Below are 24,354 nucleotides of genomic sequence, written 5' to 3' on the forward strand. Positions count from 1 at the left end.
TCCCCTCAGCGCGCGGCCACGCGCCTGCGCAAGTCGTACTCTCGCAGATCCGTCTTGGCCAGCATCGCGCGGTGTTCGGCCGGTGTGAACGGCCACACCTCGGGCACCCCGTCCTTGTTCAGGTACCAGCTGTCGCAGCCGGTGGTCCACACCGTGTCCGGCATCGCGGCGCGCAGCTTCGCGTTGTAGCTCTCGGTCGCCGACTGCGTGGGCTCGACCGTGTCGAATTCGCCGCGGCGCCACGCCTGGATCCAGCCCAGGATGTGTCCGGCCTGGTGCTCGGCCACGGCGGTCAGCGAATGGTTGCCCACCGGGCTGTGCGGCCCCAGCATCATGAAGAAGTTGGGGAAACCGGGCATGGCCACGGTCCGGTGGGCCCGCGGCCCGTCGCGCCACACCTCGTCGGCGTCGATGCCGTCGCGGCCGGTCAATCGCATCGGCCGGAAGAACGCGTGGGTGTCGAACCCGGTGCACGCGACGATGATGTCCACCTCGTGCAGCTTGCCGTCGTCGGTGACGATGCCCCGCGGTTCCACGTGGTCGATGCCGTCGGTCACCAGCTCGACGTCGTCGCGCTGGATCGCGCGGTAGAACCCGCCCGACACCACCAACCGCTTGCACATCGGCTGGTATGAGGGCGTCAGCGCCGCACGCAAGTCGGGGTCGCGCACGCGGCGCAGGCTGGCCCGGCACAGCGCCCCCATCGCCCTGCGCCGCAGCCCGGGTTTGGTCAGCGCGACCGCGAAGGTGTCGAAGACCAGGCTGTACGCCCGGTACGCCAACCGATCCAGCCACGGCATCACCCGATGGGTGACACCGGCGAACCGGGAGTATCGCGGGTTGGGCATCGGGACTATCCACTGCGCGGTGCGCTGGAACAGCGCCACCCTGCCCGCCACGCCGGCCAGCCCGCAGACGAGCTGCACGCCGGTGGATCCGTTGCCGATCACCGCGATCCGGCGCCCCGCGACGTCGATGGAATGGTCCCAGCGCGCGGAATGGAAGACGGGGCCGGCGAAGGCGTCCAACCCGGCGATCGACGGCATCCTGGGGTGGTGCAGCACGCCGGTCGCCGAGATCAGGAAGTCGACGGCCGATTCGTCGCCGGCGTCGGTGCGCACCACCCAGCGGTCGTCCTCGAAACGGGCGCTGACGATTTCGGTGCCGAACCGGATGCGGTCCCGCAGCCCGAATTCGTCGGCGACGCCGCGGAAGTAGGCCTGGATCTCGCCGCCGGGCGAAAACATGTGCGTCCAGTTGGGCTTGGTCGCGAAGGTGTACTGATAGACCCGCGACGGCACGTCGCAGGTCAGCCCGGGGTACGTGTTCTCCCGCCAGGTGCCGCCCACCTCGTCGGCCTTCTCGTAGACCGTGACATCGGTGATCCCGTTGCGCAGCAACGCGATTGCCATGCACAGCCCGGACATGCCCGCTCCCACGACGGCCACGGCCGGATCGCGCCCCGTCGGGGTCGTCACGGGCCGGCTACCCGGCCCGGGCCGCCGCTCGGCATCGGTGCCGTGACCCGGTGGTCATCCATTTGCCGATCATAAGCGCGTCGAGCCACCGCGCAACGGGCCGAATCGGGGAACCGCGGCCAGCGTGCCAACGGCGTCGAGCAGCGCCCTCCGCCTCCCCGGCGCCGGTGCCCGGTGTTTGCGGCCCCGGCGGAGTTTCTCCACACTTGAGCCATGCGCGTCGGCGTCCCAACCGAGATCAAGACCAACGAGTTCAGGGTGGCGATCACCCCCGCCGGCGTCGCGGAATTGACCCACCGCGGCCACGAGGTGCTCGTCCAGACCGGCGCCGGAGACGGCTCGGCCATCCCCGACGCGGAATTCAAGGCGGCCGGGGCCGAACTGGCCGACACCGCCGAGCAGGTCTGGGCCGACGCGGACCTGCTGCTCAAGGTCAAGGAGCCGATCGAGCCCGAATACGGCCTGCTGCGCAACGGGCAGGTCCTGTTCGCCTACCTGCATCTGGCCGCCTCGCGCGCCTGCACCGACGCGCTGTTGGCCTCCGGCACAACGTCGATCGCCTACGAGACGGTCCAGGCCGACGACGGCTCGCTGCCGTTGCTGGCCCCGATGAGCGAGGTCGCCGGCCGGCTCGCGGCGCAGGTGGGTGCCTATCACCTGATGCGCACCCAGGGCGGGCGCGGCGTTTTGATGGGCGGCGTGCCGGGCGTCAAGGGCGCCGATGTCGTGGTGATCGGCGCCGGCACGGCCGGCTACAACGCCGCGCGGGTCGCCGGCGGCATGGGCGCCAGCGTCATGGTGTTCGACGTCAACATCGGCAAGCTTCGGCTCCTCGACGCCGAGTTCGGCGGCCGCGTCGGCACCCGCTATTCCTCCGCGTACGAGCTGGGCGGCGCCGTCAAACGCGCCGACCTGGTGATCGGAGCCGTACTCGTGCCCGGCCACAAGGCGCCCACACTGATACCGAATTCCCTTGTCGCGCAGATGAAGCAGGGCGCGGTGCTGGTGGACATCTCCATCGACCAGGGCGGCTGCTTCGAGGATTCGCGGCCCACCACGCACGACGACCCGACGTTCGCCGTGCACGACACCCTGTTCTACTGCGTGGCGAACATGCCCAGCGCGGTGCCCAAGACGTCGACCGTCGCGCTGACCAACGCCACGATGCCGTACGTGCTCAAGCTCGCCGCCCAGGGCTGGCGGGCGGCGTGCCGGTCGGATCCCGCTCTGGCCAAAGGGCTTTCGACGCACGACGGGATGCTGCTGTCCGAACAGGTCGCCGACGACCTCGGCCTGCCGTGCACCGCTCCGGCTGCGGTCGTCCTCTGACAGTGTTCGCCGGGCCCTGCCCGGCCACCGTCACCCGCCGAGGCCGGCGACGATGTCGGCCACCGAGCCCGGGCGGGCCTCCCGGAACGACGTCCCGGCCCACAGCGCCATCCCGTTCGGGTCCTCCCGCTCGGTGGCGGCCTCGCGGATCGGCAGCGTCATCTGGTTGACCTCGGGGTAGCCCAGCGGGGCCACGTTGTCGAGCAGGCGGATGAATTCGTTTTCCAGGCCGCGGGCGTACCGGCCCGAGAACGCACGGGAGACGATGGTTTTGGCGAAGAGCTGGTTCTTCATGGCGGTGCGGTGCGCCTGGCTGGTGCCCGCCTCGTCGCTCAGCAGCAGCGCGGTGCCGACCTGCGCGGCGACGGCCCCCCGGCGCAGCACGCCTGCGACGTCCTCGGCGGTGCCCAGCCCGCCCGCCGCGATGATCGGGACGTCGCGGTGCGCCCGGTGGATCCGGTCGATCAGGTCGTGCAGCGACTCGGTGCCGGGTTCCATGTCCGGCGCGAAGGTGCCGCGGTGCCCGCCGGCGCCGGGCCCCTGCACCACCAGGCTGTCGGCGCCGGCGGCGACGGCGATCCCGGCCTCGTAGGCCGATGTCACCGTGACCATCACCAACAGCCCGTGCGCGCTGAGGCGCCGGATGACGTCCGGCGGCGGCACGCCGAAGGTGAACGACACCAGCTCCGGATGGACGTCGGCGACCACCTCGAGCTTGCGCTCCCAGTCGTCGTCGTCGCCGAACTCCGGCCGGCCCACCTCGCACTGGTAGTGCTCGGCGATGCCCTCGAGCTCGTCGGCGTAATAGTCCAGCGCGATCCAGTCCGCGACGCTGGGCTGGGGCACGAACAGGTTGACGCCCAGCGGGCCGGTGGTCATGGCGCGGGCCGCCGCGATGTCCTCGGCGAACCGCTCCGCGCTCACGTACCCGCCGGGGATGAAGCCGAGGCCGCCGGCGTTGGACACCGCCGCGGCCAACGCCGGGGTGCCCGGGCCGCCGGCCATCGGCGCACCCACGATGGGCACCGCGATATCCCAAAAGCCGAGAACCACGGCGCTAATGTACCATCGCCCGAAGTTGTTGGGGCAGCGATCGTTTGGAGGCGTACGGGCCCAGGACGGCGGCGCCGTAGCGCCTGCCCAGCAGCCGGCGGGCCACCGCGTTGACCTCCTCGACGGTCACCTCGTCGATGCGTTGCAGGGTGTGTTCGATGCTGCGGTGCCGGCCGTAGTTCAGCTCGCTGCGGCCGATGCGGCTCATCCGGGCGCTGGAGTCCTCCAGGCCGAGCACCAGGCCGCCGCGCAACGACCCCTTGGCGATGCGGCATTCGGCCTCGGTGATGCCGTCGCGGGCCACCGCGTCGAGCACGGCGCTGGTGACCCGCATCACGTCGGGGAACCGCTCGGGCAGGCACGCGGCGTACACCGACAGCGCGCCGCTGTCGGCGAAGATGTCCACCGCCGAGTAGACCGAATAGGCCAGGCCGCGCAGCTCCCGAACCTCCTGGAACAGCCTGGAGCTCAGGCCGCCGCCCAGCGCGGTGTGCAGCACCGACAGGGCCCAGCGATGCTCCCAGCCGCGCCCCGGGGTGCGGACACCCAGCGACACGTGGGTCTGCTCGGCGTCCCGGTTGATCAGCGTCAGCCCGGGTTTTCCGGTGATCCGCCCGGCGCCCTTGCGCGGCGCGACGGGCTGCCGGCCGCGGACCAGGTGCTTGCCGAAGTGCTCGCGCACCAGCGCGACGACGTGGTCGTGGTCGACGTTGCCGGCCACCGCGACGACCATCCGCTCCGGGGTGTAGCGCCGCACGTGGAACGAGTGCAGTTGCGAGCGCGTCATCTCCGACACGGAACGCGCGGTGCCGATCACGGGGCGGCCCACCGGGTGGTCGCCGAAGAGCGTCGACAGGAAGATGTCGCCCAGCGCGTCCTCCGGGTCGTCGTCGCGCATGGCGATCTCCTCGAGGACGACGTCGCGTTCCAGCTCGACGTCCTCGGCGGCGCACCGGCCGTTGAGCACCACGTCGGCGACCAGGTCGACGGCCAGCTCCAGGTCGCTGTCCAGCACGTGCGCGTAGTAGCAGGTGTGCTCGCGCGCGGTGAACGCGTTCAGCTCCCCGCCGACGGCGTCCATCGCCTGCGCGATGTCCACGGCGGTGCGGGTCGGGGTCGACTTGAACAGCAGATGCTCGAGGAAGTGCGCCGCCCCGGCCACGGTCGCGCCCTCGTCGCGCGATCCGACCCCGACCCAGACCCCGACCGACGCGGAGCGCACGGCGGGCAGGTGCTCGGTGACCACCCGCAGGCCGCCCGGCAGCGTGGTGCGCCGGACGGCCTTGTGGTCGGCGTTCACCCCGGCGAGCTGCGCGCCCCGGCGCAGGGACGGCGCGGGGGGTTTCCTAGACGGAGCTGGCGGCATCGGCAGGAGCGGGCGCGGCGGGCGGCGTGTCCGCCGAGTCGGCTGACTCCGCCGAGTCCTCGTCGGCCACCAGCACCAGGGAGATCTTGCCCCGCTTGTCGATGTCGGCGATCTCCACCCGCAGCTTGTCGCCGACGTTCACCACGTCCTCGACCTTCGCGATGCGCTTGCCCTTGCCGAGCTTGGAGATGTGCACCAGGCCGTCGCGGCCCGGCAACAGCGACACGAAGGCACCGAAATCCGTTGTCTTGACCACGGTTCCGAGGAATCGCTCGCCCACGGTCGGCAGCTGCGGGTTGGCGATGGCGTTGATCCGGTCGATCGCGGCCTGCGCCGAGGGCCCGTCGGTGGCGCCGACGAACACGGTGCCGTCGTCCTCGATGGAGATCTGCGCGCCGGTCTCCTCGGTGATCGCGTTGATGACCTTGCCCTTGGGCCCGATGACCTCGCCGATCTTGTCGACCGGGACCTTGATGGTGGTCACCCGAGGGGCGTACGGGCTCATCTCGTCGGGCGAGTCGATGGCCTCGGCCATCACCTCGAGGATGGTCAGCCGGGCGTCCTTGGCCTGCGCCAGCGCGCCGGCCAGCACCTGCGACGGGATGCCGTCCAGCTTGGTGTCCAGCTGCAGCGCGGTGACGTAGTCCTTGGTGCCGGCGCACTTGAAGTCCATGTCGCCGAACGCGTCCTCGGCGCCCAGGATGTCGGTCAGGGTGACGAAGCGACGCTCGGTCTTGCCGTCGACCTCGACCTCGTCGGAGACCAGGCCCATCGCGATGCCGGCGACCGGCGCCTTGAGCGGCACCCCGGCGTTCAGCAGCGCAAGGGTGGACGCGCAGACCGAGCCCATCGACGTCGAACCGTTGGAGCCCAACGCTTCCGACACCTGGCGGATGGCGTAGGGGAACTCCTCGACGCTGGGCAGCACCGGGATCAGGGCCCGCTCGGCGAGCGCGCCGTGGCCGATCTCGCGCCGCTTCGGCGAACCGACCCGGCCGGTCTCGCCGGTCGAGTAGGGCGGGAAGTTGTAGTGGTGCATGTAGCGCTTGGAGGTTTCGGGCCCCAGCGAGTCGATCTGCTGTGCCATCTTCACCATGTCCAGCGTGGTGACGCCCATGATCTGGGTCTCTCCGCGCTCGAACAGGGCGCTGCCGTGTGCGCGCGGCACGACGGCGACCTCCGCCGACAGCGCGCGGATGTCGGTGATGCCCCGGCCGTCGATGCGGAAGTGGTCGGTCAGGATGCGCTGGCGGACCAGCTTCTTGGTCAGCGCGCGGAACGCGGCGCCGACCTCCTTTTCCCGGCCCTCGTACGTCGCAGCGAGCCGCTGGGCCACCTCGGCCTTCAGCTCGTCGGTGCGCGCGTCGCGCTCGGCCTTGCCGCCGATGGTCAGCGCCTTGGCCAGCTCGTCGGTGGCCACCGAGGCCACCGAGTAGTAGACGTCGTCGCCGTAGTCGGGGAACACCGGGTAATCCCCGGTGGGCTTCGCGGCCGCGTCGGCCAGTTCCTGCTGCGCGGCGCACAGCACGGCGATGAACGGCTTGGCGGCCTCCAGGCCTTCGGCCACAACGGTTTCCGTCGGCGCGGGGGCCCCGCCCTCGACGAGCTCGATGACGTTCTCGGTGGCCTCGGCCTCGACCATCATGATCGCGACGTCTTTTGTGTCACCGTCGCCGACTATGCGCCCGGCCACCACCATGTCGAACACCGCGCGCTCGAGCTGCTCGACCGTGGGGAAGGCGACCCAGGTGCCGTCGATCAGGGCCACCCGCACGCCGCCGATGGGACCGGAGAACGGCAGGCCGGCCAGCTGGGTGGAGGCCGACGCGGCGTTGATCGCCAGCACGTCGTACAGGTCGTTGGGGTCCAGGCTCAGGATCGTCACCACGACCTGGATCTCGTTGCGCAGGCCGCTCACGAACGACGGGCGCAGCGGGCGGTCGATGAGCCGGCAGGTCAGGATCGCGTCGGTGGAGGGGCGGCCCTCGCGGCGGAAGAACGAGCCGGGGATGCGCCCGGCGGCGTACATCCGCTCCTCGACGTCGACCGTCAGCGGGAAGAAGTCGAAGTGCTCCTTGGGGCTCTTGCTGGCGGTGGTCGCCGACAGCAGCATGTTCTCGTCGTCCAGGTACGCGACGACGGCTCCGGCGGCCTGCTGGGCCAGCCTGCCGGTCTCGAAACGGACGGTGCGGGTGCCGAAGCTCCCGTTGTCGATGGTGGCGGTCGCCTCGAAGACGCCCTCTTCAATTTCAGCTACAGACATGGGTGTCCGTACGGCCTCTCTGGGTATTCGCTTTTTCGCGCGCCCTGATGCGACCCGGAGAACGAGAGTCTGAATGCGGCTACGGCCATCGATCGAAGCGGCCGACCTGCCCCAGATCCGGAGAGCCCGGCAGCCACTACCGAAGACCGCCCGATGCAGACTGTGCTGCTCCGTCGGACACACGCAGTGACGCGCTGGAACGGCTCACGCGGATCTGCGCAAACCGCACCGTTTGCTCGGGCCGAAAGAGGCCCAGAACGGTCCCACTCTACACGGGCGAACACAGCCCGCGGCAAGCCTCGGGCTTTGCCCGGCCTCAGCGGCGCAGGCCCAGCCGCTCGACGAGCGAGCGGTACCGCTCCACATCGATCTGGGAGACGTACTTGAGCAGCCGCCGCCGGCGCCCCACCAGCAGCAGCAGTCCGCGCCGCGAGTGGTGGTCGTGCTTGTGCACCTTGAGGTGCTCGGTGAGGTCGGCGATTCGCCTGGTCAGCAGGGCGACCTGGGCCTCCGGGGACCCGGTGTCGGTGTCGTGCAGGCCGTACGAGCCCAGGATTTCTTTTTTCTGCTCGGCAGTAAGCGCCACGAAACTACTCCATCAATCGGTCCGCGATCATTGGGTATCAAGGCGCGGCCACCGCGAACCGCAGCACGCGCCGATGTCGTCCGGCAGTCTAGCAGCGGGGCGGTGGCGGACTCGAATCGTCGGGGGCGCTCACTCCGTGAGCAGCGTGCGGGCCCGTTCGGTGTCCTCGCCCATCGCCGCGACGAGGCCCTTGATCGTGTCGAACCTGCGCTGCCCGCGGATGCGCGCGACGAAGTCCAGCGCCACGTGCTGCCCGTACAGATCGGCGCTGGTGTCCAGGACGAACGCCTCGACGGTGCGGGTGCGCCCGGAGAAGGTCGGGTTGGTGCCGACGGACACCGCGGCCTGGTAGCGCTCCCCCGGGATGACGGTGCCCGCCACCGGCCCGTGCCCCAGCACCGTGAACCACGCCGCGTACACGCCGTCGGCCGGGATGGCCGAGTACATCGGCGGCGCCACGTTGGCGGTGGGGAAGCCCAGCTCCATGCCCCGCCCCTCGCCGCGGACGACGACGCCCTCGACGCGATGGGGGCGGCCCAGCGCCTCCGTCGCCGCCACCATGTCGCCGGCGTCCACGCAGGACCGGATGTAGGTGGACGAGAACGTCACGGTCTCGTTGCTGTGGTGCTCCGACAGCAGGGACATGGACTCCACCGCGAAACCGAACCGCTCGCCGGCGCGGCGCAGGGTCTCGACGTTGCCGGCGGCCTTCTTGCCGAACGTGAAGTTCTCCCCCACCACCACCTCCACCACATGCAGGTTCTCCACCAGCAGCTCGTGGATGTAGCGCTCCGGGGTGAGCTTCATGAAGTCGCTCGTGAACGGCATCACCAGAAAGACGTCGATACCCAGCTCCTCGACGAGCTCGGCGCGCCGCGTCAGGGTCGTCAGCTGCGCGGGGTGGCTGCCGGGATAGACCACTTCCATCGGGTGCGGGTCGAACGTCATCAGGACCGTCGGGACGTTGCGGGCGCGGGCGGCCTTCACCGCGTGCGCGATCAGCTCGGCGTGGCCGCGATGCACCCCGTCGAACACCCCGATGGTGACCACGCATCTGCCCCAGTCCGTGGGAATCTCGTCTTGGCCGCGCCACCGCTGCACGACCGCAAGCCTACGGCGCCGCGCCGCGACATGGCGCGCCAGATCGCCGGTGGCACGCCGCGCCGGGCCAGGTTTGCCTAAACTTTCTGCTTGTGAGGGCTGACGATGAGCCTGGCGGTATCACCGCGGTCGGCCAGGACTACCTGAAGGTCATCTGGAATGCCCAGGAATGGTCCACGGACTCCGGGCCCGCGAAGGTCAGCACCAAAATGCTGGCCGACCGGATCGGGGTGTCGGCCAGCACGGCCTCGGAGTCGATCCGCAAACTCGCCGAGCAGGGCCTGGTCAACCACGAGAAGTACGGCGCGGTGACGCTGACCGAGGCGGGGCGGCGGGCGGCCCTCGAGGTGGTGCGCCGCCACCGCCTGCTGGAGACCTTCCTGGTCAACGAGCTCGGCTACGCCTGGGACGAGGTGCACGACGAGGCGGAGGTGCTCGAGCACGCGGTGTCGGACCGGCTGGTCGCCCGCATCGACGCCAAGCTGGGTTACCCCCGGCGCGACCCCCACGGCGATCCCATCCCCGCCTCCGACGGGCAGGTGCCCACGCCGCCGGCCCGCCAGCTGTGGGCGTGTGGCGACGGCGACACCGGGACGGTGGCCCGCATCTCCGATTCCGACCCGGAGATGCTGCGCTATTTCGCCGACGTCGGCATCCGGCTGGACTCGCGGCTGCGCGTGCTGACCCGCCGGGAATTCGCCGGCATGGTCTCGATCGCGATCGAATCCGCCGACGGCGCCGAGTGCACCGTCGACCTCGGCAGCCCGGCGGCGCGGGCGATCTGGGTGGTCGCCTAGGTCGTCAGCCCGCGAGCGTGACGGGGCCGCGATTTCCGGCGCGGATCTTCGCAGTGCGGTTACGCCCGCGATCCGGTGTCAGCTCAACAGCCCCTTGGCGATGTGGGTGACCTGAACCTCGTTGCTCCCGGCGTAGATCATCAGCGACTTCGCGTCGCGGGCCAGCTGTTCGACGCGGTACTCGGCCATGTAGCCGTTGCCGCCGAACAGCTGCACGGCCTCCATCGCGACGTCGGTGGCCGCCTCCGAGGAGTACAGCTTGATGGCCGACGCCTCCGCCAGCGTCAGCGGCTTGCCCGCCCGCTGCCGCTCGATCGTCTGAAACACCATGTTCTGCACGTTCATCCGCGCGATTTCCATCTTCGCCAGCTTGAGCTGGATCAGCTGGAACTGCCCGATGTTGCGGCCCCACAGCGTGCGGGTCTTGGCGTAATCCACGCACAGCCGGTGGCATTCGTTGATGATGCCCAGCGCCATCATCGCGATCCCGATGCGCTCGGCGGCGAAATTGTCCCGGGCGCTTTCGCGGCCGTCCCCGCCGGCCTGCTCGCTCCCGCCGAGCAGGCGGTCGGGGGTCAGCCGCACGTTGTCGAAGAACAACTCGCCCGTCGGCGAGGACATCATGCCCATCTTCTTGAACGGCTTGCCCTGGGTGAGGCCCGGCATCCCCGCGTCGAGCACGAAGATCAGCACCGGCCGGTTGCGCCGATCGACCGTCGCATCCCCCTCGTCGAGTTTCGCGTAGACAACCAGAACGTCGGCGTAGGGCCCGTTCGTGATGAACGTCTTCTGGCCGTTGAGGAGGTAATCCTCCCCGTCGCGCTTGACGTAGGTCTTCATGCCGCCGAACGCGTCCGAGCCGGAGTCCGGCTCGGTGATGGCCCACGCCGCGATCTTCTTCAGCGTCATCAGGTCGGGCAGCCAGCGTTCCTTCTGGGCCAGCGTGCCGCGGCTCATGATGGTCGCCGCGCCCAGACCGAGGCTGACCGACGCGGTGCTCAGCAATCCGATGCTGACGCGGGCGATTTCGGACACCAGCACCGCGACCATCGATCCCTGAGCACCGAAACCGTCTGTGCTGCCGACCCTTTCGGGCTGTCCGGTACGCTCCCGGTCCAGCATCTTCTGGACCGACTCGGCGGCCATGACGTCGAGACCGAACTGGCTGAACAGCTTGCGGGCGATCGGATAGGGGGACAGCGCCCCGGATTCCAGCTCGTCGAGGTGCGGGCGTATCTCCTTGTCGATGAACTGGCGAACGGCGTCCCGGACCATCAGGTCCGTGTCGGACCACTCGATCACGGTTCAGCGTTCGGCGCGCTGGTAGGCCGTGACGACGGCGGCGCCGCCCAGCCCGATGTTGTGCTGCAGCGCCGCGGACACGTTGTCGACCTGACGCTTGTCCGCGGTCCCCCGGAGCTGCCAGGTCAGCTCGGCGCACTGCGCCAGGCCGGTCGCGCCGAGCGGGTGGCCCTTGGAGATCAGCCCACCGGACGGGTTGACGACCCAGCGGCCGCCGTAGGTGGTGTCGCCGTTGTCGATCAGCTTGGGCGCCTCGCCCGGGCCGCACAGACCCAGGGCCTCGTACAGCAGCAGCTCGTTGGCCGAGAAGCAGTCGTGCAGCTCGATCACCTGGAAGTCCTCGGGGCCCAACCCGGACTGCTGGTAAACCCGTTGGGCCGCTTGGACATTCATGTCATAGCCGATGAGGTTCTTGGCGCTGCCGTCGAACGTCGACTCGAAGTCGGTGGTCATCGCCTGGCCGACGATCTCCACCGCCCGGCCGGCCAGCCCGTGGCTGTCGACGAAGCTCTCCGAGGCCACGATCGCCGCGCCCGACCCGTCGGAGGTCGGCGAGCACTGCAGCTTGGTCAGCGGGTCGGAGATCATCCGCGACGCCAGGATGTCGTCGAGCGTGTAGGACTCCTGGAACTGCGCGAACGGGTTGTTGGTGGAGTGCTTGTGGTTCTTGTAGCCGATCTTGGCGAAATGCTCTGCGGTGCTGCCGTATTGGCGCATGTGCTCGCGCCCGGCGGCGCCGAACATCCACGGCGCGACCGGCATCGCGAACTCGTCGATCTCGGCCATCGCCTTGACGTGCCTGCCCATCGGCGACTCGCGGTCCTGCGCGCCGCCGCTGAGCGCGCCGGGCTGCATCTTCTCGAAGCCGAGCGCGATGGCGCAGTCGACGATCCCGCCGCGGACGGCCTGCGCGGCCAAAAACAGCGCCGTCGAGCCGGTCGAGCAGTTGTTGTTGACGTTGACGATCGGGATTCCGGTCATGCCCAGCTCGTAGAGCGCCCGCTGCCCCGACGTCGAGTCGCCGGCGACGTAGCCGACGTAGCCCTGCTCCACCTCGCGGTAGTCGATGCCCGCGTCGGTCAGCGCGTTGGTGCCCGACTCCCGCGCCATGTCCGGGTAGTCCCAGCCCTCCCGGCGGCCGGGCTTCTCGAATTTCGTCATGCCGACGCCGACGACGTAAACCTTGTTGGACATAGTGCGCCTTCCGCAGATGTGGGGCGAGTTCACACCCGTCTGGTCCGGAGCTTAGCCGGGTCGACGTGGTCGCTGGAACCCCCGTCGCTGCCAGGGCGCCCGACGTCAGGCGGGGTCGACGAAGACCGGGTCCTCCCCCGACATTCCGGCCACCACGGCGGCCAGCTGATTGGGCTTGCCGAGCAGACCGACTTGCAGCTCGGTTTCGCGTTTGAGGGCGGCCGCGGCGTCGTTGCTGAGCCACGTTTCGTCGTAGAGGCGCTTGGCAGCGCGAACGGCATCGGGAGATTTGCGCGCGATCTCGTCCGCGAGTGCCAGCGCCGATCCCAGCGGATCGTCACTGTTTCGCGTGACCAGTCCGAGTACCAAAGCCTCGCTGCCTGCCACGATGCGACCACTGAAGGTCAGCTCCTTGGCCACGTCGATCGGGACGAGTCGCGGAATTGTCTGCGTGATGCCCATGTCGGGAACCAGCCCCCACTTGACCTCCATGATGGACAGGTTCGCGTCCGGTGCGGCGATCCGGATGTCGGCGCCCAGCGCGATCTGCAGGCCGCCGCCGAAGCAGTTCCCGTGGATCGCGGCGATGACCGGCGCCGGCACCAGGGACCAGTCGTAGGCCACGCGTTGCGCGAAGTTGGCCACCCGGTCGCCGTCGCGTTGCAGCAGCACCCCGGTGCCACCCTGTCCGGACATGAAGCTGGCGACGTCCAGGCCCGAGCAGAAGCTCTTCCCCTCGCCGTGCAGCACCACCGCGCGAACCGAATTGTCTTCTGCCAGCTGCGCTGCCGCGTTCATCAAGCCCTCGAACATGGCTTGGTCAAGCGCATTGTGTTTGTCGGTGCGCACCATCGTCACGGTGGCTACGCCACCGTCCGCGATGCGCACGCGGACCCTGTCTTCGCTCACCCGTACGAACCTACCGCGAGAGCGTCGCCGGGCGGAGGACCACCACCGACTTGGTCCTCGGGCCCTCGTCGCGCAGCAGGGCGATCACCCGGCCCTCGGCGTCGGCGGCGGCGTAGATGTCGTCGATCCCGGCCGGCGGCAGGGACCGGCCGTTGCTCGCCGCCTCGGCCTCCTCGGCGGACAGGTCGCGGCGCGCAAACAGCAGCAGGCACGCCTCGTCCAGCGACCAGTTCAGCCGGGGCCGTTCGGCCAGGTCGTCCAGCGAGCGCGCCCGGTCCAGCCCGAAGCGCCCGACGCGGGTGCGCCGCAACGCCGTCAGGTGCCCGCCGACCCCGAGCGCGGCCCCGAGATCGCGGGCCAGCGCGCGGATGTAGGTCCCCGACGAGCAGTCGACCTCGACGTCGACGTCGACGAAGGCGCCCTCCCGCCGCACGGCCAGCACCTCGAACCGGTCGATGCGCACCGGCCGGGCCGCCAGCTCGACGGCCTGACCCTCGCGGGCCAACCGATACGCGCGCCGGCCGCCCACCTTGATCGCGCTGACCGCCGACGGCACCTGCTCGAGATCGCCGCGCAGGCCGTCGACGGCGGCCGCGATCGCCGCGTCCGTCACGCCCGACGCCGAAACGCATTGCACCACTTCGCCTTCGGCGTCCTCAGTGGAGGTGGTCTGACCCAGCCGGATGGTGGCGGCATACGACTTCGACGCCGCGGTCAGCAGGCCGAGGATCTTGGTGGCCCGCTCGACGCCGATCACCAGCACGCCGGTGGCCATCGGGTCCAGCGTCCCGGCGTGCCCGACCCTGCGGGTGGCGAAGATCCGCCGGCACCGCCCGACGACGTCGTGGCTGGTCATTCCGGCCGGCTTGTCGACCACCACGATGCCCGGTTCGGTCAAAGCACGATCCCGGTGAGCACCAGCCCCCGCTCGACGGACCACCGGCCCCGCAGCGAGGTCAACGGCGGACCCGACAGGGCCGTGCCGTCGACCAGGATCTTGGAGACGAACACCCCGGAGGTCCGCCCGCCGGGCGGGTCGAGGTCGAACACGATGTGGGCGTCCTCGAAACCGAGCCACCGCTCGGTCAGCGGGAACCAGGCCTTGTACGTCGCCTCCTTGGCGCAGAACAGGATCCGGTCCCAGTGCAGGCCATCGGGCAGCGCGGCGATCTCGTGGCGCTCCTCGTCCAGGGCGATCGCGCCCAGCACGCCGTCGGGCAGCACGTCGTGCGGTTCGGCGTCGATGCCCACCGAGCGCACCGCGGGGGCGCGGCCCACCACCGCGCCGCGGTAGCCGGTGCAGTGGGTGAGGCTGCCGACCACGCCGTCGGGCCAGCACGGCTGGCCCTTGTCACCCTTGAGGATAGGCACCGGCGGGATGCCGAGCTCGCTCATCGCGACGCGGGCGCAGTGCCGGGCGGTGATGAACTCGTTGCGCCGCTTGGCGACCGACTTGGCGATCAGCGGCTCCTCTTCGGGCAGCGGGGCCAGGCCCGGGGGGTCGGAAAACACCTCGGCGTAGGCGAGGTCCTCGGACCCCGAAGAGAGCAGGGCGTCGGGCAATACCGACGACACCAGCGTGCGGCCCGTCATCGGGATTGCCGCTGCCGCACTCGTTCCCGGAACTGCTCGGCCTGCCGGCGCATCTCGGGGGTGATCACGAAGTGACCGCCGAAGTCGTTGAGATAGCCGGGCGCGTACCGGGGATCCGGCAACACCTGGCGCAGCCAGCTGTACGGCTTGCGCCGGCGCCACTCCCGCGGATAACCCACCGACACCTCCTCGAATCGCACGCCGTCGTACCAGGTGGTGCGCGGGATGTGCAGGTGCCCGTAGACCGAGCAGACGGCGTTGTAGCGGGTGTGCCAGTCGGCGGTCCTGGTGGTTCCGCACCACAGCGAGAACTCCGGGTAGAACAGCGCGTCGCAGGGCTCCCGCACGAGGGGGAAGTGATTCACCAGGACCGTCGGTGTCATCCAGTCCAGCTCTTCGAGGCGGGCGCGGGTGGCGGCCAGCCGGTCCCGGCACCAGGCCTCGCGGGTGGGGTACGGCTCGGAGGAGAGCAGGAATTCGTCGGTGGCCACCACGTTGCGCGCCCGGGCGATGGCCATGCCCTCGGCTTTGCTCGCCGCGCCCTCCGGCAAGAAGGTGTAGTCGTACAGCAGGAACATCGGCACGATCGTGGCCGGGCCGCCGCGCTCGGTCCACACCGGAAACGGGTGCTCCGGGCTGACCACGCCCAGCTCGTCGCACATGTCGACCAGATAGTCGTAGCGCGCCCTGCCGAAGACCTGCACGGGGTCGCGGCTGGTGGTCCACAGCTCGTGGTTGCCCGGCACCCAGATCACCTTCGCGAACCGCCGCCGCAGCAGGTCAAGCGCCCACCGGATGTCGTCGGTGCGTTCGGCGACGTCGCCGGCGACGATCAGCCAGTCGTCCGGCGACGACGGGTGCAGCGATTCGGTGACCGGCTTGTTGCCGAGGTGGCCGGTGTGCAGGTCGGAAACCGCCCACAGCGTCGGCTGCGCCCCGTTTGCCGATTCGTCCCCCCTTTGTTGCCCAGCCACGACTAACCAGCCTAGCCAACGCGCCGCGACGAGCCGGTTTCCACCGGGCCCTTGCCCGCCCCGATTAGAACGTGTTCTCTTTTTACTGTGACGCCGCCAACACGACTTGTACACTCCCGGCAAGAAGGGCCGAGGCAAGACCGGGTGGGGGTAGCAGGCATCGTGTTCGCCAATCTGCGGGTGATTTCGGCGCTGGGCGCGCTGGCCACGGCGGTGGCGGTGGGGTGGCTGAGCGCCCCGCCGGGGCCGGGCGGGGCCGGGCCCGTGCAGCTGCGGTCGACCGCCCAGCCGATGGAGACCACGATGAAGAGTCCCATCGTCGCGACGACCGACCCGCGCCCCTTCGACGCGTGCGAGGACATCCCGTTCGACGCCGTACAGCGGCTCGGGCTGGCCTTCACACCGCCCGAACACGAGGACGGGCTGCGCTGCCACTTCGACGCGGGCAACTACCAGCTGGCCGTCGAACCCATCGTCTGGCGCACCTACGAACAGTCCCTGCCCGCCGACGCCGTCGAGACCACGATCGCCGGTCACCGGGCCGCGCAGTACTGGGTGATGAAGCCGACGTATCACAACAGCTTCTGGTTCTTCTCGTGCATGGTGGCGTTCAAGACCAGCTACGGGGTCCTCCAGCAGGCCCTGTACTACTCGACGGTCTACTCCAACCCGGAAGTCGACTGCATGTCCACCAACGTGCAGCGCGCCAACGACCTCGCGCCGTATTACAAGTTTTAGCCGGACAGGCGCCTAGCCTGGGGTCGTGACCACCACCCCCGCGACGACCCCCGCGGCCTCCGCCCGTCCCGCGCAACGCCGGCCGAGCCGCGCGAGCCGCGCCGGCGACGCCGCGCTCGGCCGGGCGCTGGGCCTGCCCCGGGCGACCACCGACTACACCGTGGAGCGCGTCGACGTGCCGATGCGCGACGGGGTGCACCTGGCGGCCGACCACTACGCGCCCGACACGCCCGGCCCCACCGGCACCCTGCTGGTCCGCGGGCCGTACGGCAGGGCCTTCCCGTTCTCGCTGGCGTACGCCCGGCTGTACGCCGCGCGCGGGTATCACGTGCTGCTGCAGAGCGTGCGCGGGACGTTCGGGTCGGGCGGGGACTTCGAGCCGATGGTCAACGAGGCCGCCGACGGCGCCGACACGGTCGCCTGGCTGCGCGAGCAGCCGTGGTTCACCGGCCGCTTCGCCACGCTCGGCGTGTCGTATCTGGGCTTCACCCAGTGGGCGGTGCTGCAGGATCCGCCGCCGGAGCTGGCCGCGGCCGTCATCACCGCGGGCCCGCACGATTTCAACGCCTCGGTGTGGGGAACCGGCTCGTTCGCCCTCAACGACTTCCTGGGCTGGAGCCACCTGGTCGCCAACCAGGAGGACCCCGCACGCATCCGGCAGGCGCTGCGCCAGCTGCAGGCCCGGCGCAAGGTGGCGGAGGCGGCCGGCGGGCTGCCCCTCGGCGCCGCGGCCCGGGCGCTGCTCGGCGCGGGCGCGCCGTGGTTCGAATCGTGGGTCGAAAACCCCGAGGGGGCGTTCTGGGACTCGCTGCAGTTCCGCGAGGCGCTGGACCGCGTGCGGGTGCCGGTGCTGCTCATCGGCGGCTGGCAGGACATCTTCGTGCGGCAGACGCTGCAGCAGTACGCGCAGCTGCGCGGCCGGGGCGTCGACGTCGCGCTCACGATGGGGGCCTGGACGCACACCCAGCTGCTCGGCAAGGCGCTGCCGGTCAGCGCGCGCGACACGCTGGACTGGCTCGACGCCCACCTGGGTGGCGCGCCGCTGCGCCGGCCCAGCAGGGTGCGCGCGTGCGTCACCGGCTCGGGTTGGCGCCACCTCCCCGACTGGCCGCCGGCCACCACCGAACGGGCGCTGTATCTGCGGCCGGGCGGGCACCTGGGTGAGACCGCACCACCGAAGCTCAAGGGATCGGCGCCGGCGACATTTCGCTACGACCCGGCCGACCCGACGCCCACCATCGGCGGCCCGCTGCTGTCCACGAACAGCGGCTACCGCGACGACAGCAAGCTCCCCCTGCGCGGCGACGTGCTCGCCTTCACCAGCCTCACGCTGACCGACGACCTGTATGTCTACGGCAACCCGGTGATCGAGCTGGCGCACGGCTCGGACAATCCCCATGTCGATCTGTTCGTCCGGGTGAGCGAGGTCGACGCACGTGGCCGCTCCCGCAACGTCAGCGACGGCTACCGGCGGCTGAGCGGCAAGACGAAAACCGTCCGGGTCGAACTGGACGGGATCGCTCATCGCTTTCGGGCGGGCTCACGCATCCGGGTCCTGATCGCGGGCAGCTGGTTTCCGCGCTTCGCGCGCAACCTCGGCACCGACGAACCGTTGCTGACGGGCTCGCAATCCACGCCGGCCACCCACACCGTGCACTACGGGCGCTCCCGGCTGCTGCTGCCCGTCGGGCCCGCCCTCCCGTGAGTCAGCCGACCGCGTCGCGCACCCGGCGGACAACCCGGTCCAGCTCGGCCTCGTCGCAGACCGGCGCGGCCAGCCGAACACCCGCCGGCGCAAGCTCCACCCAGCTTTTGCAGCCCGCGAACTCGGGGATGCGCTCGATGCGCACCGGCTCGGCCAACGGGATCACCGAGACCACCAGCACGGCCAGCTTGTGCCTGGGGCGGAAGTCGAGCCGGTCCGCGCGCACCGACTCGGCGGTCCAGATGTGCAGGTCCTCGATCGCCGCAAGGCCATCGGGTCGGTTGACCTCTTGCGCCGCAACGACTTTCGCCGCCGCCCGCAGCACCAGGTGATCGTCGGCGCTGTCGTGCGCCCCGGCGTCCAGCAGGTCGCGATGCTCGGGCCGGACGCGCTCGGCGTGGCTGTGCGCGACCGTCGGGAACAGCAGGAACTCGCGTGCGGCCAACTCGAACCGCTTCTCGCCGACGCCGCCCTTGCGCAGCAGCACCCGCTGGCGCCCAGCGAGCAGCGCGTGCACCACCGCGCCCCACTCCTTGAGCGCGGGCACGGTCGCGCTCCGGGTCACGTCGCCCGCGCGAGGCGGGCCAGCACCTCGGGCCGGCGCAGCGGCGGGACGGTCTTCGGCGGCTGGCGGCGCGGCGGCAAGGCGGCCAGCAGTCGGGTCGTCGCCTCGGTGACCTCGGCGACCGCGGCCTCGAAAGCGTCGGCGTTCGCGGCCGACGGGTGTGTGATGCCGCTGACCTTGCGCACATACTGGCGCGCGGCCGCCGCAACCTCCTCCGGCGTGGCCGCCGGCTGCAATCCGCGCAGTTCGGTGATGTTCCGGCACATGGCTCCACGATAAGGGCAGCACGCCACCCTCTACGGTGAACACATGACCGACGACATCCTGCTGATCGAGACCGACGAGCGGGTGCGCACGCTGACCCTCAACCGGCCGCAGGCGCGCAACGCGCTGTCCGCCGCGCTGCGGGACCGGTTCTTCGGCGCCCTGGCCGACGCGGAGACCGACGACGGCGTCGACGTCGTGATCGTCACCGGCACCGATCCGGTGTTCTGCGCGGGACTCGACCTCAAGGAGCTGGGCAGCGAGGCGGCGCTCCCGGACATCTCGCCGCGGTGGCCGCCGCTGACCAAGCCGGTCATCGGCGCGATCAACGGCGCGGCGGTCACCGGCGGGCTGGAGCTGGCCCTGTACTGCGACGTCCTGATCGCCTCCGAGCGGGCCCGCTTCGCCGACACGCACGCCCGGGTGGGCCTGCTGCCGACGTGGGGGCTCAGCGTGCGGTTGCCGCAGAAGGTGGGCATCGGCCTGGCCCGGCGCATGAGCCTGACCGGGGACTACCTGTCCGCCGCCGACGCGCTGCGCGCCGGCCTGGTCACCGAGGTGGTGCCGCACGACCGGCTGCTGACGGCCGCGCGGGAGGTGGCGGCGTCGATCGTCGGCAACAACCGGGACGCGGTGCGGGCGCTGCTGGCCTCCTATCACCGGATCGACGACTCGCAGACCGGCGGCGGGCTGTGGCTGGAGGCGATGGCGGCCAGGCAGTTTCGCACCAGCGGCGAGGACATCGCCGCCAATCGCGCGGCCGTCCTGCAGCGCGGGCGGGCGCAGGTGCGTTAGGAGGACGCGATGCGCGGCAACACCCTGCGGGCCCTCGGCGGCCTGGCCCTGGCGGCATCCACGATCGCGTCGGCGCCGCGCGCCGCGGCGCTGCCTCCCGGCTTCCCCGACCTGAACAGGTTCACCGCCGTTTCCGCGGACGGGTACGCGACGCCTCGCCAGGGCGGCGGGGCCCGCATCAGCTTCTCCGCCACACCGACCCTGGTGTGCGACTTCTACGGCGGGCCGGCGCCCGTGCCCCAACCGTCGCAGGACATCAAGTGCAGCGGCGACGCGCCCGGAATGGACGACGTGCCGTTCCCGGGCGGGGGTCATCCGAAACCGGGCGACTGCGTGGTGGGCTCGGTGAACTTCAAGGGACCCGGCTACGAACTGAGCCGCATGACCTACGGCGGGTGCGACGGCAACCCGCCCGCCCTGCAGTCGGGCGGAAAACCGCTGGGCGCGGGGCAGAAGCTGTCATACCTCAACGTGACGTGCGCGGTCGGCGCCGACAACCTCGTCGCCTGCCTGGACACCACCAGCGGGGAGCACGGATTCGTGTTGCAGCCGTCGGGCAGCTGGGCGTTCTAATCCAGGGCCGCGCGCAGCGACGCCACGGCGTCGTCGATCGAGCCGGCGGTCGAGTAGCCGGCGGCCAGCCGGTGGCCGCCGCCGCCGAACTGTGAGGCCACCGCCGCCAGATCCACGTCGGCCTTGGCCCGCATCGACACCGACCACTGCCGCGGGTCGACCTCCTTGAAGACCGCCGCCACCTCCGCCTGCTGCGTCGTCCGCACGATGTCGACGATGCTCTCGACCTCCTCCGGGCGGGAGTCGATCCAGTCCCGGTGCCCGACGACGGCGTAGACCAGCCCGCGTCCACCGGCCGCGTCGGGCAGCAACTCCGCCGAGGCCAGCACCCGCGAGAGCAGCGGCAGCCACCCGAACGGGTGGGTGTCCATCAGCGTCCGACTGATCGCGGCGTTGTCGACGCCGACGTCGACCAGCCGGGCCGCCAGCCGCAGCGCGCGGGCGCTGGCCCAGCGGAACGACCCGGTGTCGGTCGTCAGCCCGGCGTAAATGCAGTGCGCCACGTCCACGTCGATCGGCTTGCCCCACGCGTCGAGGATGTCGGCGACCATCATCGTGGTGGAATCAGCCGACACGTCGATGAAATTCGCGCTGCCGAACATCTCGTTGGACGCGTGGTGGTCGATGACCAGCACCCGGCGGCCGGGGCCGGCCAGGTCGCTCAGCTCCCCCAGCCGCTTCACGCTCGGAACGTCAACGGTCACAACCAAATCCACGTCGCGGCTCATGCCGTCGGGGCTGACCAGCAGGTGGCAACCGGGTAGCGACGCCAGCGATTCCGGCAGCGTCGCCGGCGCGGCGAAGCTCACCTCGACACCCTTGCCGCACTTGTCCAGCACCAGGGCCAGCGCCAGCCCCGCGCCGATGGTGTCGGCGTCGGGATGCACGTGGGCGACCACCGCGATCGTCGCGGCGGCCGACAGCAGCTCGACGGCGCCGGCGGCGTCCACGCGCGTCCCGACGGGCGGGACGCCGGCCAGCTCAGTCTTGGGGTTGATCGTCGTCACCGGCGTTCCCGTCGCGCGCATCGCTTGACCCCCCGGCACGGTATGGATCGGCCTCCCCGGCCGGCTTGGCACCCGAGCGCACCCGCGCCAGGTCGGCGTCCGCGGCGCGGGCGCGCTGCAACAACTCGTCCATCCGCTGCACGCTGTCGGCGGTGGTGTCCCTGGTGAACGTGAGGGTGGGGGTGAAACGCACGCCGGTGCCGGCCCCGACCTTGGTGCGCAGCGCGCCCCTGGCCCGCTCCAGCGCGGCCGCGGCGGCGGCGTAGTCGGGCTCGTCGTCGAGCGTGCGCCCCATCACCGTGTAGAACACCGTCGCGTCGTGCAGGTCGGCGGTCACCTTCGCGTCGACGATGGTGACCCCGTCCAGCCCCGGGTCCTTGATCTCGAACTCGATCGCCGAGGCGACGATGGTGAAGATCCGTTTGGCCAGCCGGCGCGCGCGGGCGGGGTCAGGCATTACGCGCGCTCCTTCTGGACCAACTCGTAGGACTCGATGATGTCGCCTTCCTTGATGTCGTTGTAGCCCAACGTCATACCGCATTCGAAGCCCTCGCGGACCTCGGTCACGTCGTCCTTCTCCCGGCGCAGCGAGGTGATCGTGAGGTTGTCGGCGACCACGATGTTGTCCCGCAGCAGCCGCGCCTTGGCGTTGCGGCGCACCACCCCCGAGCTGATCATGCAGCCGGCGATGATGCCGACCTTCGAGGAGCGGAACAGCGCACGGATCTCGGCGCGGCCCAGCTGGTTTTCCTCGTAGATCGGCTTGAGCATGCCGCGCAGGGCCTTCTCGATCTCGTCGATCGCCTGGTAGATCACCGAGTAGTAGCGGATCTCCACGCCCTCGCGGTTGGCCAGCTCGGTCGCCTTGCCCTCCGCGCGCACGTTGAAGCCGATGATGATCGCGTCCGAAGCCGACGCCAGGTTGACGTTGGTCTCGGTGATGCCGCCGACGCCGCGGTCGATGACGCGCAGCGCCACCTCGTCGTCGACCTGGATGCCCAGCAGGGCCTCCTCCAGCGCCTCGACCGTACCGGCGTTGTCGCCCTTGAGGATCAGGTTCAGCTGGCTGGTTTCCTTCAGCGCCGAGTCCAGGTCCTCCAGGCTGATCCGCTTGCGCGAACGCGCCGCCAGGGCGTTGCGCTTGCGCGCGCTGCGCCGGTCGGCGATCTGGCGGGCGATGCGGTCCTCATCGACGACCAGGAAGTTGTCACCGGCGCCGGGCACCGACGTGAAGCCGATGACCTGCACCGGCCGCGACGGCAGCGCCTCCTCGACGTCCTCGCCGTGCTCGTCGACCATGCGCCGGACGCGACCGTACGCGTCGCCGGCGACCACGGAGTCGCCGACGCGCAGCGTGCCGCGCTGGATCAGGACCGTGGCGACCGGTCCGCGGCCGCGGTCCAGGTGCGCCTCGATCGCCACGCCCTGGGCCTCCATGTCGGGGTTGGCCCGCAGGTCCAGGGCGGCGTCGGCGGTCAGCAGCACCGCCTCCTCCAGCGCCTCGATGTTGGTGCCCTCCTTCGCCGAGATGTCCACGAACATCGTGTCACCACCGAATTCCTCTGGCACCAAACCAAACTCGGTGAGCTGACCGCGAATCTTCTGCGGGTCGGCGCCCTCCTTGTCGATCTTGTTCACCGCCACCACGATCGGCACGTCCGCCGCCTGCGCGTGGTTGATGGCCTCCACCGTCTGCGGCATCACGCCGTCGTCGGCGGCCACCACCAGGATGGCGATGTCGGTCGCCTTGGCGCCGCGGGCACGCATGGCGGTGAACGCCTCGTGACCCGGGGTGTCGATGAACGTGATCGGCCGCTCGTTGCCGTCCAGGTCGACCGAGACCTGGTAGGCGCCGATGTGCTGGGTGATGCCGCCGGCCTCGCCCTCGCGCACGCTGGCTTTCCGGATGGTGTCCAGCAGCCGGGTTTTACCGTGGTCGACGTGACCCATCACGGTCACCACCGGCGGCCGGGTCTGCAGGTCCTCCTCGCCGCCCTCGTCCTCGCCGTAGGTCAGGTCGAAGGACTCCAGCAACTCGCGGTCCTCGTCCTCCGGGCTGACAACCTGGACGTTGTAGTTCATCTCGCTGCCCAGCAGCTCGAGGGTCTCGTCACCGACCGACTGGGTGGCCGTCACCATCTCGCCGAGGTTGAACAGCGCCTGCACCAGCGCGGCCGGGTTGGCGTCGATCTTCTCGGCGAAGTCGGACAGCGATGCGCCGCGGGCCAGCCGGATGGTCTCGCCGTTGCCGTGCGGCAGCCGCACGCCGCCGACGACCGGCGCCTGCATGTTCTCGTATTCGGCGCGTTTCGCCCGCTTCGACTTGCGGCCGCGCCGGGGCGCGCCGCCGGGACGGCCGAACGCGCCGGCCGCGCCGCCGCGCTGGCCGGGGCGCCCACCACCGCCGCCACCGCCGCCCGGACGGCCCCGGAAACCTCCCGGACCGCCGCCGGGTGCGGCGCCGACACCGCCACCGCCGCGGTAGTTGCCGCCGCCACCGTCGGAGCGACCGCCGGGACCGCCCGGCCGGGGCGGCATGCTGCCGGGCGACGCGCCCGGTCGCGGCCCGCCGGGCCGCGGCGCGCCGGGGCGGGGCGCCATCGGCCGGGGAATCGGCCGGTCGACGGGTTGCGCCGACGAGAACGGGTTGTTGCCGACGCGCGGAGCGCGCGGCTTCGGCATCGGACCGGGACGCGGGCCCGGCATGCCCGGTTGCGGGGCCGGCTGGCCGGCCGGCTGCGCGGTCGACGGCGGCTCCGGCC

Annotated in this window: 23 protein-coding genes; 6 read left to right on the forward strand and 17 right to left on the reverse strand. The window is 70.7% G+C overall.

Annotated elements, in window-relative coordinates:
* Positions 1–5: 5 nt before the first annotated feature.
* Positions 6–1,478 (reverse strand): NAD(P)/FAD-dependent oxidoreductase, encoded by a 1,473-nt coding sequence (locus tag A5696_RS19495; RefSeq protein ID WP_255382334.1) that lies wholly within the window; start codon positions 1,476–1,478, stop codon positions 6–8.
* Positions 1,479–1,691: 213 nt separating this feature from the next.
* On the opposite strand from A5696_RS19495, the gene ald reads away from it, so the two are divergent.
* Positions 1,692–2,807 carry an alanine dehydrogenase gene (gene ald, locus A5696_RS19500; RefSeq protein ID WP_067882629.1) on the forward strand — a complete coding sequence of 372 codons (1,116 nt, stop codon included), beginning with the start codon at positions 1,692–1,694 and terminating at the stop codon, positions 2,805–2,807.
* A gap of 30 nt (positions 2,808–2,837) precedes the next feature.
* On the opposite strand, the gene A5696_RS19505 is transcribed toward ald, so the two are convergent.
* From A5696_RS19505 to A5696_RS19525, 5 genes are all read right to left on the reverse strand, one after another.
* Positions 2,838–3,860 (reverse strand): nitronate monooxygenase, encoded by a 1,023-nt coding sequence (locus A5696_RS19505; RefSeq protein ID WP_067882630.1) that lies wholly within the window; start codon positions 3,858–3,860, stop codon positions 2,838–2,840.
* A gap of 4 nt (positions 3,861–3,864) precedes the next feature.
* Positions 3,865–5,226, reverse strand: coding sequence for a pitrilysin family protein (locus A5696_RS19510; RefSeq protein ID WP_067882632.1), 1,362 nt, complete (start codon positions 5,224–5,226; stop codon positions 3,865–3,867).
* Positions 5,207–7,489 carry a polyribonucleotide nucleotidyltransferase gene (locus A5696_RS19515; protein ID WP_067882634.1) on the reverse strand — a complete coding sequence of 761 codons (2,283 nt, stop codon included), beginning with the start codon at positions 7,487–7,489 and terminating at the stop codon, positions 5,207–5,209. The genes A5696_RS19510 and A5696_RS19515 overlap by 20 nt, the downstream gene beginning before the upstream one ends.
* Before the next feature lie 316 nt (positions 7,490–7,805).
* Positions 7,806–8,075, reverse strand: coding sequence for a 30S ribosomal protein S15 (gene rpsO / locus A5696_RS19520; RefSeq protein ID WP_066909705.1), 270 nt, complete (start codon positions 8,073–8,075; stop codon positions 7,806–7,808).
* A gap of 129 nt (positions 8,076–8,204) precedes the next feature.
* The gene (locus A5696_RS19525; protein WP_067882636.1) at positions 8,205–9,176 is read right to left on the reverse strand and encodes a bifunctional riboflavin kinase/FAD synthetase; all 972 of its coding nucleotides are present in this window, start codon (positions 9,174–9,176) and stop codon (positions 8,205–8,207) included.
* Between the two features lie 92 nt (positions 9,177–9,268).
* On the opposite strand from A5696_RS19525, the gene mntR reads away from it, so the two are divergent.
* Positions 9,269–9,973: a manganese-binding transcriptional regulator MntR gene (mntR, locus tag A5696_RS19530; protein WP_067882639.1), complete on the forward strand. Its 705-nt coding sequence runs from the start codon at positions 9,269–9,271 to the stop codon at positions 9,971–9,973.
* A gap of 78 nt (positions 9,974–10,051) precedes the next feature.
* On the opposite strand, the gene A5696_RS19535 is transcribed toward mntR, so the two are convergent.
* The 6 genes from A5696_RS19535 to A5696_RS19560 form a co-directional block, all read right to left on the reverse strand.
* Positions 10,052–11,275, reverse strand: a complete 1,224-nt coding sequence (locus A5696_RS19535; RefSeq protein ID WP_067882641.1) for an acyl-CoA dehydrogenase family protein — start codon at positions 11,273–11,275, stop codon at positions 10,052–10,054.
* Positions 11,276–11,278: 3 nt separating this feature from the next.
* Positions 11,279–12,469 (reverse strand): lipid-transfer protein, encoded by a 1,191-nt coding sequence (locus tag A5696_RS19540; protein ID WP_067882643.1) that lies wholly within the window; start codon positions 12,467–12,469, stop codon positions 11,279–11,281.
* A gap of 105 nt (positions 12,470–12,574) precedes the next feature.
* Positions 12,575–13,378 (reverse strand): crotonase/enoyl-CoA hydratase family protein, encoded by an 804-nt coding sequence (locus A5696_RS19545; RefSeq protein WP_067882645.1) that lies wholly within the window; start codon positions 13,376–13,378, stop codon positions 12,575–12,577.
* A gap of 10 nt (positions 13,379–13,388) precedes the next feature.
* Positions 13,389–14,276, reverse strand: a complete 888-nt coding sequence (gene truB, locus A5696_RS19550; RefSeq protein ID WP_067882647.1) for a tRNA pseudouridine(55) synthase TruB — start codon at positions 14,274–14,276, stop codon at positions 13,389–13,391.
* On the reverse strand, positions 14,273–14,971 hold the full coding sequence (locus A5696_RS19555; RefSeq protein ID WP_067882649.1) for a 4'-phosphopantetheinyl transferase: 699 nt from the start codon (positions 14,969–14,971) through the stop codon (positions 14,273–14,275). Before A5696_RS19555 ends, truB begins: the two co-directional genes overlap by 4 nt.
* A complete protein-coding gene (locus A5696_RS19560) occupies positions 14,968–15,945 on the reverse strand; it encodes a metallophosphoesterase (protein ID WP_067882651.1) in 978 nt (325 codons plus the stop codon). Before A5696_RS19560 ends, A5696_RS19555 begins: the two co-directional genes overlap by 4 nt.
* A gap of 162 nt (positions 15,946–16,107) precedes the next feature.
* Here A5696_RS19560 and A5696_RS19565 point away from each other — a divergent pair, with 162 nt between their 5' ends.
* Both A5696_RS19565 and A5696_RS19570 read left to right on the forward strand, forming a co-directional pair.
* Positions 16,108–16,683 (forward strand): DUF3558 domain-containing protein, encoded by a 576-nt coding sequence (locus A5696_RS19565; RefSeq protein WP_067882652.1) that lies wholly within the window; start codon positions 16,108–16,110, stop codon positions 16,681–16,683.
* A gap of 25 nt (positions 16,684–16,708) precedes the next feature.
* Positions 16,709–18,388: a CocE/NonD family hydrolase gene (locus A5696_RS19570; RefSeq protein ID WP_067882653.1), complete on the forward strand. Its 1,680-nt coding sequence runs from the start codon at positions 16,709–16,711 to the stop codon at positions 18,386–18,388.
* A gap of 1 nt (position 18,389) precedes the next feature.
* Here A5696_RS19570 and A5696_RS19575 read toward each other — a convergent pair whose 3' ends face one another.
* Both A5696_RS19575 and A5696_RS19580 read right to left on the reverse strand, forming a co-directional pair.
* Entirely contained in the window at positions 18,390–18,953 is a 564-nt protein-coding gene (locus tag A5696_RS19575) for a DUF1802 family protein (RefSeq protein WP_067882654.1), read from the reverse strand.
* Entirely contained in the window at positions 18,950–19,219 is a 270-nt protein-coding gene (locus A5696_RS19580) for a DUF2277 domain-containing protein (protein ID WP_067882655.1), read from the reverse strand. The genes A5696_RS19575 and A5696_RS19580 overlap by 4 nt, the downstream gene beginning before the upstream one ends.
* A gap of 43 nt (positions 19,220–19,262) precedes the next feature.
* Here A5696_RS19580 and A5696_RS19585 point away from each other — a divergent pair, with 43 nt between their 5' ends.
* Positions 19,263–20,012, forward strand: coding sequence for an enoyl-CoA hydratase (locus A5696_RS19585; protein ID WP_067882656.1), 750 nt, complete (start codon positions 19,263–19,265; stop codon positions 20,010–20,012).
* A gap of 9 nt (positions 20,013–20,021) precedes the next feature.
* Positions 20,022–20,585, forward strand: a complete 564-nt coding sequence (locus A5696_RS19590) for a hypothetical protein (protein ID WP_067882657.1) — start codon at positions 20,022–20,024, stop codon at positions 20,583–20,585.
* On the opposite strand, the gene A5696_RS19595 is transcribed toward A5696_RS19590, so the two are convergent.
* From A5696_RS19595 to infB, 3 genes are all read right to left on the reverse strand, one after another.
* On the reverse strand, positions 20,582–21,592 hold the full coding sequence (locus tag A5696_RS19595) for a bifunctional oligoribonuclease/PAP phosphatase NrnA (protein WP_067882677.1): 1,011 nt from the start codon (positions 21,590–21,592) through the stop codon (positions 20,582–20,584). The two genes, A5696_RS19590 and A5696_RS19595, sit on opposite strands and share 4 nt — an antisense overlap.
* Positions 21,567–22,049: a 30S ribosome-binding factor RbfA gene (gene rbfA, locus A5696_RS19600; RefSeq protein WP_067882658.1), complete on the reverse strand. Its 483-nt coding sequence runs from the start codon at positions 22,047–22,049 to the stop codon at positions 21,567–21,569. The genes A5696_RS19595 and rbfA overlap by 26 nt, the downstream gene beginning before the upstream one ends.
* Positions 22,049–24,354: translation initiation factor IF-2 (infB, locus tag A5696_RS19605; protein ID WP_067882678.1), on the reverse strand; the 2,306-nt coding region annotated here is incomplete at its 5' end. The genes rbfA and infB, both read right to left, overlap by 1 nt.

The organism is Mycobacterium sp. E2699, assembly GCF_001666745.1.
Classification (GTDB): domain Bacteria; phylum Actinomycetota; class Actinomycetes; order Mycobacteriales; family Mycobacteriaceae; genus Mycobacterium.

What these genes read in the sequence shown, in the direction of transcription:
- A5696_RS19585 (WP_067882656.1), top strand. Translation starts at nt 19,263, where the DNA reads ATGACCGACGACATCCTGCTGATCGAGACCGACGAGCGGGTGCGCACG.
- ald (WP_067882629.1), top strand. Translation starts at nt 1,692, where the DNA reads ATGCGCGTCGGCGTCCCAACCGAGATCAAGACCAACGAGTTCAGGGTG.
- A5696_RS19590 (WP_067882657.1), top strand. Translation starts at nt 20,022, where the DNA reads ATGCGCGGCAACACCCTGCGGGCCCTCGGCGGCCTGGCCCTGGCGGCA.
- A5696_RS19580 (WP_067882655.1), bottom strand. Translation starts at nt 19,219, where the DNA reads ATGTGCCGGAACATCACCGAACTGCGCGGATTGCAGCCGGCGGCCACG.
- A5696_RS19540 (WP_067882643.1), bottom strand. Translation starts at nt 12,469, where the DNA reads ATGTCCAACAAGGTTTACGTCGTCGGCGTCGGCATGACGAAATTCGAG.
- A5696_RS19515 (WP_067882634.1), bottom strand. Translation starts at nt 7,489, where the DNA reads ATGTCTGTAGCTGAAATTGAAGAGGGCGTCTTCGAGGCGACCGCCACC.
- A5696_RS19510 (WP_067882632.1), bottom strand. Translation starts at nt 5,226, where the DNA reads ATGCCGCCAGCTCCGTCTAGGAAACCCCCCGCGCCGTCCCTGCGCCGG.
- rbfA (WP_067882658.1), bottom strand. Translation starts at nt 22,049, where the DNA reads ATGCCTGACCCCGCCCGCGCGCGCCGGCTGGCCAAACGGATCTTCACC.
- A5696_RS19555 (WP_067882649.1), bottom strand. Translation starts at nt 14,971, where the DNA reads ATGACGGGCCGCACGCTGGTGTCGTCGGTATTGCCCGACGCCCTGCTC.